Annotated in this window: 7 protein-coding genes; 1 reads left to right on the top strand and 6 read right to left on the bottom strand. The window is 67.3% G+C overall.

From position 1 onward, the window contains the following. Positions 1-1,353 precede the first annotated feature (1,353 nt). Positions 1,354-3,102: a cholesterol oxidase substrate-binding domain-containing protein gene (locus G3N96_RS35700; RefSeq protein WP_206140114.1), complete on the top strand. Its 1,749-nt coding sequence runs from the start codon at positions 1,354-1,356 to the stop codon at positions 3,100-3,102. 376 nt (positions 3,103-3,478) lie between these two features. On the opposite strand, the gene G3N96_RS35695 is transcribed toward G3N96_RS35700, so the two are convergent. The 6 genes from G3N96_RS35695 to G3N96_RS35670 form a co-directional block, all read right to left on the bottom strand. Then, positions 3,479-4,297 carry an aspartyl/asparaginyl beta-hydroxylase domain-containing protein gene (locus G3N96_RS35695; protein WP_206140113.1) on the bottom strand — a complete coding sequence of 273 codons (819 nt, stop codon included), beginning with the start codon at positions 4,295-4,297 and terminating at the stop codon, positions 3,479-3,481. 91 nt (positions 4,298-4,388) lie between these two features. Continuing rightward, positions 4,389-5,636, bottom strand: coding sequence for an MFS transporter (locus G3N96_RS35690; protein ID WP_206140112.1), 1,248 nt, complete (start codon positions 5,634-5,636; stop codon positions 4,389-4,391). Beyond that, the gene (locus G3N96_RS35685; protein WP_206140111.1) at positions 5,633-6,076 is read right to left on the bottom strand and encodes a GNAT family N-acetyltransferase; all 444 of its coding nucleotides are present in this window, start codon (positions 6,074-6,076) and stop codon (positions 5,633-5,635) included. The genes G3N96_RS35690 and G3N96_RS35685 overlap by 4 nt, the downstream gene beginning before the upstream one ends. 7 nt (positions 6,077-6,083) lie before the next feature. After that, complete coding sequence (locus G3N96_RS35680) at positions 6,084-7,529, bottom strand: serine hydrolase (RefSeq protein WP_206140110.1); 1,446 nt, start codon at positions 7,527-7,529, stop codon at positions 6,084-6,086. Positions 7,530-7,598: 69 nt separating this feature from the next. Then, the gene (locus tag G3N96_RS35675) at positions 7,599-9,194 is read right to left on the bottom strand and encodes an MBL fold metallo-hydrolase (protein ID WP_206140109.1); all 1,596 of its coding nucleotides are present in this window, start codon (positions 9,192-9,194) and stop codon (positions 7,599-7,601) included. A gap of 1 nt (position 9,195) precedes the next feature. Then, positions 9,196-9,558: hypothetical protein (locus G3N96_RS35670; RefSeq protein WP_206140108.1), on the bottom strand; the 363-nt coding region annotated here is incomplete at its 5' end.

Below are 9,558 nucleotides of genomic sequence, written 5' to 3'. Positions count from 1 at the left end.
GGCGAGCCGGCACGGCTCGCCCGGCGCGCCTCGGGTCGCGCTGTGTCGCACGCGTTCTCAGGCGGGCAACGCGCGCCGCCGGCGCGCGATCCGGAACACGCGATGCGCGTGCGAACGATCGTCAGGCACGGCGAGCGCCGCCGCGTCACCGACGATCGAACCGACCGATGACGAACGGGACACCGGCACGATGTTTCCTCCGTATCGGACAGCGCGATGCAGCGGGCGTCGCATCGACGGACGTTCATGGCGGGCGACGCCGCAAGCGGCCGAAACCCCCATTTCGGTCGATGCGCGTGGCGGGACGAAAACGCGCCGCCGCCGGACGTGCTGAAAACCTGAATCGGAAAACCCGGCGCCGGCTCGAAGCAGGCGCGTTCCCGGCGAATTCAACGAAAAATCGCGATCAAAAAGCGAAACGATTCTTTCCATTGAATTTGATCCATGTATATCCCAGCCGCGTATGATAGCGATGATTTAAGACATTTGCAGTTAACCCGACATCTATTTTTTAAAACCACATCGCCCATTAACCGGAAATCGATCAATCCGCAAGCCACTCATCAGCATTATTATCAACGCACGAATTAATCCACCTCCGTTTACCCCAAACTTGGGTAATAATCGCCCCAGCGGCGCATACCACGAATTTTCATCCGGAAGCGCTATTCGAGAGAGGAATTGTCGGATTTCACCCGTACCCCGCTCAGCGAGCTGATTTCAAGTCATATCTTCCGGACGTTATTTCGATTCACTCAACAATCGATTCAATATGCGCGGCGGCGAAGCATAATTTCCGCTCCGAGCTTGCCGTTGATGGCCTCCGAGACCGGCGTTGCAAAATACCCACAAAGGGCGAAGCCATTTTCCGTCATAAAATTTCCATATTAAATGACTCGTAATTCGTCAACTCCGCAGCTTGTCACCCGGTAGATAAATTGTTACGCTTTCGACCGAAATATACGACACACCATCAATCAATCTTGAACTGCGGCCGAGTTTATTTAAAAAATCGAAACATGAAGATTAATATTCACGTGAAATCATCTTTTATCGATCGCCGCGGCTAGCGCTTCGCCACACGCGATTCCGTCGAATTTCCCTATCTGCTCGCCGACAGAACGGGCCGACGGCCAATTGAAGCAATCTCCCGGCGGTTTTTCGATTTCCTTTTAGACGCCCGTGGCGATGCGCGGCCGCGCATTGCCGAACGCATCGTTCCTTTTCAATCCTGCCCTACCCGAGCGCAACGCTTCCCGAGCGTCACGCCTGCATCGATTGCCACACCAGTCTCAACGCGTCATTTGTCGTCTTTCCAATCTTCAAAACAATGCCGAAAAATTGGAGCACACCATGAGTCACGACTTCCGAGACGAACCTGCGCCGCGTCGCGCCTTCCTGGCCGACATGGCGAAGCTCGCGGCGGCCGGCATCGTCACCGGCTGGACACCGCTCTACCAGATTGCGGCGCATGCGCGGACGGCCGGCGACACGCCGCCCGGCTTCCCGGCCGACATCCCGCTTTACAAGCAGGCGTTCCAGAACTGGAGCGGCGAGATCGCCGTGCAGGACGTATGGACCGCCGCGCCGCGCTCCGCCGACGACGTCGTCGCGACCGTCAACTGGGCGCGCGCGAACGGCTACCGGATACGCCCGCGCGGCTACATGCACAACTGGTCGCCGCTGACGCTGGACCCGGGCGCCGGCGCCGCGAACCTCGTGCTGCTCGATACGACGAAGTCGCTGACGGCCGTCTCCGTCGACACGTCGGCACGTCCGGCGCGCGTCACCGCCCAGACGGGCGTCTCGCTGGAGTCGTTGCTCGCGACGCTCGAGCAATATGGCCTCGGCGTGATTGCCGCGCCGGCACCGGGCGACATCACGCTCGGCGGCGCGCTTGCGATCGATGCACACGGCACCGCCGTGCCGGCGGCCGGTGAAACCTTGCAGCCGGGCCATACCTGGGGCTCGCTGAGCAATCTCGTGGTCGCGCTCACCGCGGTCGTGTTCGATCCGGCCCGGCAGCAATACGTGCTGCGCCGGTTCGAGCGCAGCGATCCGGAGATCGGCGCGTTCCTCGCGCACATCGGGCGGGCGTTCGTCGTCGAAGTCACGCTGACGGCCGGCCCGAACCAGCGGCTGCGCTGCCAGAGCTACGTCGATATTCCGGCCTCCGAACTGTTTGCCGCGGCCGGCTCGACGGGCCGCACCATCGCGTCGTTTCTCGAAGGCTCGGGCCGGGTGGAAGCCATCTGGTTCCCGTTCACGACCAAGCCGTGGCTCAAGGTCTGGACGCCGACGCCCAGCAAGCCGCTCCTGTCGCGCGCCGTCACGCAACCGTACAACTATCCGTTCTCCGATTCGATCTCGCAGACCATCTCGGATCTCGTCAAGCGGATCGTGATCGGCGGCGAAGGCGCGTTGACGCCGCTGTTCGGCCAGACGCAGCTGGCCATCACGACGGCCGGTCTCGCGCTCACGCTCAGCGGGGACATCTGGGGCTGGTCGCGCACCGTGCTGCAGTACATCCGGCCGACGACGCTGCGCGTCACCGCGAACGGCTACGCGGTACTGGCGCGGCGCGCCGACGTGCAGCGCGTGATCAGCGAATTCGTGCAGTTCTATCAGAACCGCGTCGATACGTACAAGGCGCGCAACCAGTATCCGATGAACGGTCCCGTCGAGATCCGCGTCACCGGTCTCGACAAGCCGGCCGATGCCGGCGCGGGTGCGGTCGTGCCCGCCTTGTCCGCGCTCAAGCCGCGCCCCGACCGGCCGGAATGGGATACCGCCGTGTGGTTCGACATCCTGACGTTGCCGGGCACGCCGGGCGCCGATCGCTTCTATCGCGAGATCGAGCAATGGATGCTCGCGAACTACACCGGCTCGTATGCGACGGTGCGCCCCGAATGGTCGAAGGGCTGGGCCTATACCGACACGGCCGCCTGGCAGGACGACACGATGCTCGCCACCACGATTCCGAACCTGCATCGTGAAGGCCAGCCGGCGTCGAGCAGCTGGGATACGGCGCGCGCGACCCTCGAACGCTACGACCCGTACCGGATCTTCCGGTCGCCGTTGCTCGACCGGCTGATGCCGTAGCGATCCCGGCGGAAGCCGGCTGCCATGGCCGCCACGGAACGGATGACGATGCGCGAACCGTGCAGGTTCGCCAGGTCATTCAGGAGGTGGCGGCCGGCAGGCTGGAACCGTGGCGAGCGGCGGCACGGCTGAATTGACGACCCGACAGGCACGCCCGCGGGTCGCCAGGCCGCGGCGGGCGCACGGCCTCGAAACGCGCCGGCCAACGCACGACTGTCGACACGATTTGCCGGATCCGGCGCGTGATTCGAAAACAGCGCCGCGAAAAACCGCGCCGGCACCCCTGTCCCTCCGCCATCGGTCGATCGTCAAAAGGCGACCGCCCGCAGCCGGTCGCCCGCAGCCGGTCGCCCGCAGCCGGTCGCCCCTCCCCACCTTACGCCGCAGCCGCTTCCGCCCACGGCGGCCGGAAATCCAGCCCGAGATGCTGGCTGATCGCGGCGTCGAGCCGCTCCACCGCGTCCCGCTCGATACGCGTGATGCCCGGATGCCAGATGTCGACGAGCAGGCAAACCCGCGGCTCGTCGCTGTCGTTCCAGCTCTCATGCTCGAACGTGTCGTCGAAAATGATCGCGCGCCCGTCCGGCCACTCGCGAATCTCGTCGCCGACGCGCAGCCGCGAGCCGCGCGGCACGATCAGCGGAAGCTGGCAGGTCAGCTTGAGATTCGTCGTGTCCGTATGCGGCGGAATCCGCGTGCCGCCCTGGATCACCGAGAAGATGAACGCGCCGCTCGGGCTGAGGAAGTCCTGTACCTGCCGCATCAGCGCCGCGGTGCGCGGGCAGCGGCGGCAATTCTCCTCGACCTCGGGCTCGCCCTTGCGCCTGAAATAGAACGACCCCCAGTCGTTCCGCCGGATCGACTCGAAACGCCCTGCCACCTGCTCTTCGTACGGCAGCAGCATCGGCGTGGTCACCTGTGCGAGAAACTCCTCGCGCAGCACGTCGACCGACGCCTCGAGCGTCGACGTGAACGCCTCGAGCGCCGGATAATCGGACGCCTCGTACCACGGCTTGCCGTCCAGCCCCGGGAAATAGAACAGCAGCGGCCGCTGATGTTTCGGCAACGCGGGCAGCGGAACCCGCCCCGTGTTGATGTCGACGCACTCGATCACGCGTTCGAGCGCCGCTGTCCCGTACTGCGACACGAGCGCCTCCAGCGTCTCGTGAATCGCGATGCGCATCTCCTGTTTCAAAGTCGATCTCCTTGGCTATCGTGGGGTGACAAACAAAAAATTGCCGCTTCCGCATGACGCATCACACATGAATCGAAACGGTGCGCCCGGCCTACGCGCGCGCGGTCGTCTTCGCCTCCTCCATCGGGTCGGCGGCCCAGCCACCGATCGACGCGCCGTACCCGGCCGCCGCCGCGACCAGCACGCCGACGCCGCACCACACCGCCTGCACGCCCCACTGGCTGACCAGGTAGCCGAGCAGGATCGACGCGATCATGCTGCCGAGCTGGAACACCAGCGAAAAGAACGAGACGGCGCGCGATCGCAATGCATCGGGCGTCCGGTGATGCAGCACCGCGTTGACCACCGCGCCGGCGATGCCGAGAAACAGCGCGACCCCGCCCAGCACGGCGCCGAACGCGACCACGTGATTCGCCCAGCGCGTCAGCACGAGGCTCGCGGCGAGCCCGGCGAACGGCAGCGACACGGCAAGCGCCGGTCGTGCGGCGCAATGCTTCATCACGCGATACGACACCCAGCCGCCCGCGCCCTTGACGACCAGCATCAGCGTGAGGAACAGGCCGAACGCCCAGGTCGCGCCATGCATCGGCACGAGCGTCTTCAGCACCACCGGCCAGTAGCTCTCCAGCACCGACACGACGCCGCCGAGCAGCATGCAGAGCAGGATCAGCGGCCGCACCGCGCCGCCATGCCACGCGAAGCGCACCAGTTCGCGCAGATCGTCGCGCATCCGGCCGGCCGGCGCGGGCTCGGGCGGCGCCTGCTCCGCCTCGGCGAAAAACCATGACGTCAGGCCCAGCAGCACGATGAACAACCCGCATGCGAGCGCCAGGCCGATCCGGTACGGGTTGTCGAACAGCCGGCTGCCGATCAGGTCCGGGAGCACGCCGCCGACCAGCGACATGCTCGCCAGCCCGAGCGCGGAGGCCAGCTCCGCGCGGCCGAGAAAATAAGGAATCCGGTTCGTCTCGCCGTGCTCGCGCAGCAGGCCGACGTACCACGCGTCGACGGTGCCGGAACTCATCGCGCGCGCGACGCCGAAGCTCGCCGCGGCGAGGTACAGCACCGGCTTCTGGCTGAAGCACAGCATCAGCGCGCAGCCGATACTGTTCATCAGCAGCGAGACGCGATAGGTCCGGATGCGGCCCACACGGTCGGCCATCGCGCCGAACGGCAGTTCCAGCGCGATGGTCGACAGGCTGAACACCGCCGCGTAAAGCCCGATCTCGAACAGCGTGAAATGGCTGTGCAGCAGGAACAACGTGACGACCGGCAGCACGAGGCCGAAGGTGCCCCACAACGCCGCCTGCTGCAGGCAGTACCGCAGGTGGACGGTCATCGGCCGTCCTTGCCGCCGGACTCGAGCAGCAGGTACTCGCCGTCTTCCGAGCTGCCGGCGCCGATCTCGACGAAACCGCACGCGGCATAGAACGCCAGCGCCGGCACGTTGGCGCGCAGGCACTTGAGCCGGTAACGCGTGGCCGGCCAGCCCGGCAACGCGCGCAGCAGCGCCCGGCCGATGCCGCTCCGGTGGTGCGACCGGTGCACGTGCAGGTGATGGATGAAGTGGTCGGGCTCCCAGACCGACACGAAGCCGGCGAGTCGCCCGTCGTCGTCCTCGGCGACCCTCAGCCGCTCGCCTTCCGTCTGGGCCTCGAAATCGGCCAGCCGGAACGCGCCGGCCGGCTGCCAGACGAAGGTCTCGCGGCGCGAGCGCAGGAACAGTTCGCACAGGGCCGGCGTATCGGCGGCCACGGCGTCACGTACGATGATCTTCATGATGTGCTTACCTCGCGGCAGTCGTGGTTGCCGGGCCCGCACAGCCCGGCAGGCTCGCCATCACGTCGGCGACGAAACGTTCGGTATCCCAACTGTGGTCCACCGTCGCGCCCAGCCGCGTGATGACCGCGCGGCATGACGGCACGATCACCACCAGCTGGTGATTGAAGCCGTCCATCATCATCAGGTCCGCCGGCAGCGACGGAAACCGGCGCGCGCCGCCGACGCCGGCGTTCAGCCACAGATGCGCACCGAGCCGGCCGTCGTGCCGCGCCGCCTGGGGCGTCGCCATGAAGCGTACCCAGTCCGGCTCGACGATGCGCGTGCCGCGCCACACGCCTTGCTGCAGGATCAACTGACCGAGCTTCGACCAGTCCCGTGCCGACGCCAGCATGTAGCTGCCGCCGACCAGCGTGCCCGATGCGTCGGGCTCCATCATCGCGGTGCGGATGCCGAGCGGCTCGAACAGCCGCGCCCGCGCGAACGGCACGATGTCGAGCGGCCGCGGCGAGATCGCGCGCGCGACGATCTTCGCGACCAGCACGCTGCCCCCGCTCTGGTAGTCCACCTCGCGGCCGGGCGCGACCTTCAGCGGCCGGCTCGCGACGAAGCGCGCCATGTCGGTCGACTGGTACAGCATCTTCGTCGTGTCCGAGCCGGGCAGATAGCCTTCCTGGTAATCCAGCCCGCTCGTCCATTGCAGCAGGTTCCGCAACTGGATCGCCTGGCGCGGGTCGCCGGGTTGCGCCCAGTCGTCCAGCAGGTGATCCTGCGTGAGCGTCAGCTTGCCGTCGCGGGCCAGCACGCCCGCCAGCAACGCGGTGACGCTTTTCGTCATCGACCAGCCGAGCAACGGGGTGTTGGCCGTGACGCCCAGCGCGTACCGCTCGCCGACGAGCTTGCCGTCCTGCCGCACGACCACGGCCAGCGTGTTGCGCAGCGACGCGGGCGACGGCTCCGCCATCGCGCGATCCAGCACGGCGCTCAGCGCCGGCAGCGGATCGGCCGGCGCGACATCGTCGGCGTTGCCGTAGTGGTCGACGTAGCCGGCATCGGCCGCGGCAGGCGGCAGCGCGAGGCCGCGGCCCGCCGCGCGCAATGCGTCGATCGCGTCGGCCGGTGCGATCGTGCAGCCGAGGCCCGGCCGGTACAGCGCGACCGTCGAACGCAGCACGCCGAGCCCGGCGGCCTCGACGGTCTGTCGCGCCCGGTCGATCCGGTACGTGACGAAGTGGAACAACGGATTGATCGGCCTGACTTCGCGCGCGAACAGCGCGCGTGCATCGCCGTCGCCGCCGGCGAGCGCGCGCACGCACAGGTAATGCGACGCGTAGCCGGTGGCGGCGGGCAGCGCCCAATACAGCAGGCCCGCGGCGATCACCAGCAACAGCACGGCCGTGGCGGCGAGCATCTTGAAGACGGCAGCGACACGGGACGGATGACGATCCGGCATGGAAGTGTTTTCCTGGTTCGACGATTCGACGAGACGAGACGATGCGGGCGGCCGCGTGGCCGCCCGCGCTCAGAGGATGATTTCCTTCTTCAGGTACAGCCGCTCGGACTGGATGTCGTGCGCGTGACAGCGGGCGATCAGCTTGTCCGATTCGACGATCGGCAGCGACGTCGGCGCGTATTCGATGCTGGAGATGAACTTGAGCCACGGCTCCGCGCCCATCGCATAGACGAACACCTGGCGCGGCGCGAAACACTCGACCAGCGGCCACGCGCGCGCGCAGTCGGAGCCGTTCAACCGGCGGTTCTGGTCGAACTGCCGCCCGAGCGGCTCGTTCAGGAGCGCGCCGTACAGCCACGACATCGGCGCGCCTTCGCACTCCATGCCGATGAACAGCGTGCCGATCCGGCCGATGCGCTGCGCGATGCGCTGGTACAGCTCCGGCTGCAGGTTGTTCGAGTCGGCCGCGAACAGCATGCTCTTGCCGTCCACCTTCAGCGCGAACGCCATCTTCGCGGCGATATGCAGATCGCCGTGCTCGCCGAGGAACGGCAGCGCCACGATCTCGCCGCCCGGCACGGGCACGCTGTCCAGTTCGCCGACCTCGACGACCCGCTCGAACCCGCACGCCTCGAGCGCGAGCCGGATCGACGGGTCCTGCAGGAACCCGCCGTGGCTGCGCGGCACCACCAGCGTGCCGATCCGGTGCCGCAGCTGCAGCAGGCTCTCGAGCACGATGTGATCCTGGTGGTTGTGGGTCAGCAGCACGTAGTCGATGCGCTCGGGCAGATCCGCGAACGTGAACGGATCGTCGCCCTGGCCGAGCGGATAGCCGACGATCGGATCGGTCAGCAGCGAAAATTCCGCGGTTTCGACCAGCACCGTCGCGTGGTTGAAGTAGCGCACCCGCACCGGCTGCCCCGCGCGCGCCGGCGCCGACGGCGAGCGCGGCAGCGGCGCGTCGGCGAACCAGGTTTCGAGCGCCGCGCGCCGCTCGGCACCGCCCTCCGCGTGAACCAGCAGGCGATCGATCAGGTCCGGCGCGGCGCCCGCGTGGCGGGCCGCGAACAGTTCGTCGTACAGCGCGTCGCGGAACGGCAGGCGGATCTGCACCATGTGCTCGTCGGGAAAGCGCGGCGTGCTGAGCATGAAGCTCCGGTCGTCGCTGGTCGCGAGGAAACCGTTCACGCTCTGCAGCGCATCGAGATAGCCGGCGCTGTCGTACAGCAGCCGCTCGAACAGCCGGTACGACGCGTGGCCGCGCAGGTCGTAGCCCAGCTCGACGAGCCCCTTCAACGGCTCGGGCACCCGCGCATACAGCGGCGACAGCGTGTCGCCGCCCCCTTCCCGCGCGAGCAGCTCGTCGAGCTCGCGCAGCGCGTCCGCCAGCGCCAGCAGCGGCGCGGCGCGCGTGCGGGTGTCGCGGATCAGCGCGTCGACCGCCGGCACGAGCTCCCGGCCGCCGTTGAGGAACGGCCCGCCGGCCATCTTCGCGGCGGAACGCCGGTGCAGCTCGGGCGCGCGAATGAAGGATTCCATGATGCGCAGGTGCACCTGCTTCATCACCAGCGCGCACGTCGCCGGCTGCAGCAGGAACGTCCACGCATACCATTGATTGACCAGCGGTTCGAAGACGACGTTCGGTTTCAGGTAGATCTGGGTCATGTCAGGAAGGATCGTGTTCGACTACGGGAACGGCGGCGTCGGCGACAAGCGCGAGCGCGGCCTCCATGTGCTCGCGCCACCGGCGCAGCAACCGTTCGGCGGTGGCGCGCGTGTGCACGGCGTCGCTGTAACGGCACTCGAATGCGAGTTCGCCGTCGCCCGCGACGCAAACGAGGTTCAGCAGGTGCGAACGTTCGTCGGTCGCCGCGCGGTCCGCGCCCACCGCCTCGGGCGCGGCGGAGAACCACGCGGAAGGGCGCGCGGCGGCCGCCGAGACGAAATCGACGCTGACCTGCGGCTGCACGCAGCGCCGCCACGCGTCGGCATCGACGTCGGCGGGCGGCGGCACGTCCGCGCCGCCCAG

Source organism: Burkholderia sp. Se-20373, assembly GCF_017104705.1.
Classification (GTDB): Bacteria; Pseudomonadota; Gammaproteobacteria; order Burkholderiales; family Burkholderiaceae; genus Burkholderia.
The sequence above is the reverse complement of the archived record's forward strand: the minus strand, read 5'-3'. Positions and strand labels throughout refer to the sequence as shown.

Excerpts from the sequence above, each read along its gene's own strand:
- G3N96_RS35685 (WP_206140111.1), bottom strand. The coding sequence starts at position 6,076 with ATGAAGATCATCGTACGTGACGCCGTGGCCGCCGATACGCCGGCCCTG.
- G3N96_RS35700 (WP_206140114.1), top strand. The coding sequence starts at position 1,354 with ATGAGTCACGACTTCCGAGACGAACCTGCGCCGCGTCGCGCCTTCCTG.
- G3N96_RS35680 (WP_206140110.1), bottom strand. The coding sequence starts at position 7,529 with ATGCCGGATCGTCATCCGTCCCGTGTCGCTGCCGTCTTCAAGATGCTC.
- G3N96_RS35675 (WP_206140109.1), bottom strand. The coding sequence starts at position 9,194 with ATGACCCAGATCTACCTGAAACCGAACGTCGTCTTCGAACCGCTGGTC.
- G3N96_RS35690 (WP_206140112.1), bottom strand. The coding sequence starts at position 5,636 with ATGACCGTCCACCTGCGGTACTGCCTGCAGCAGGCGGCGTTGTGGGGC.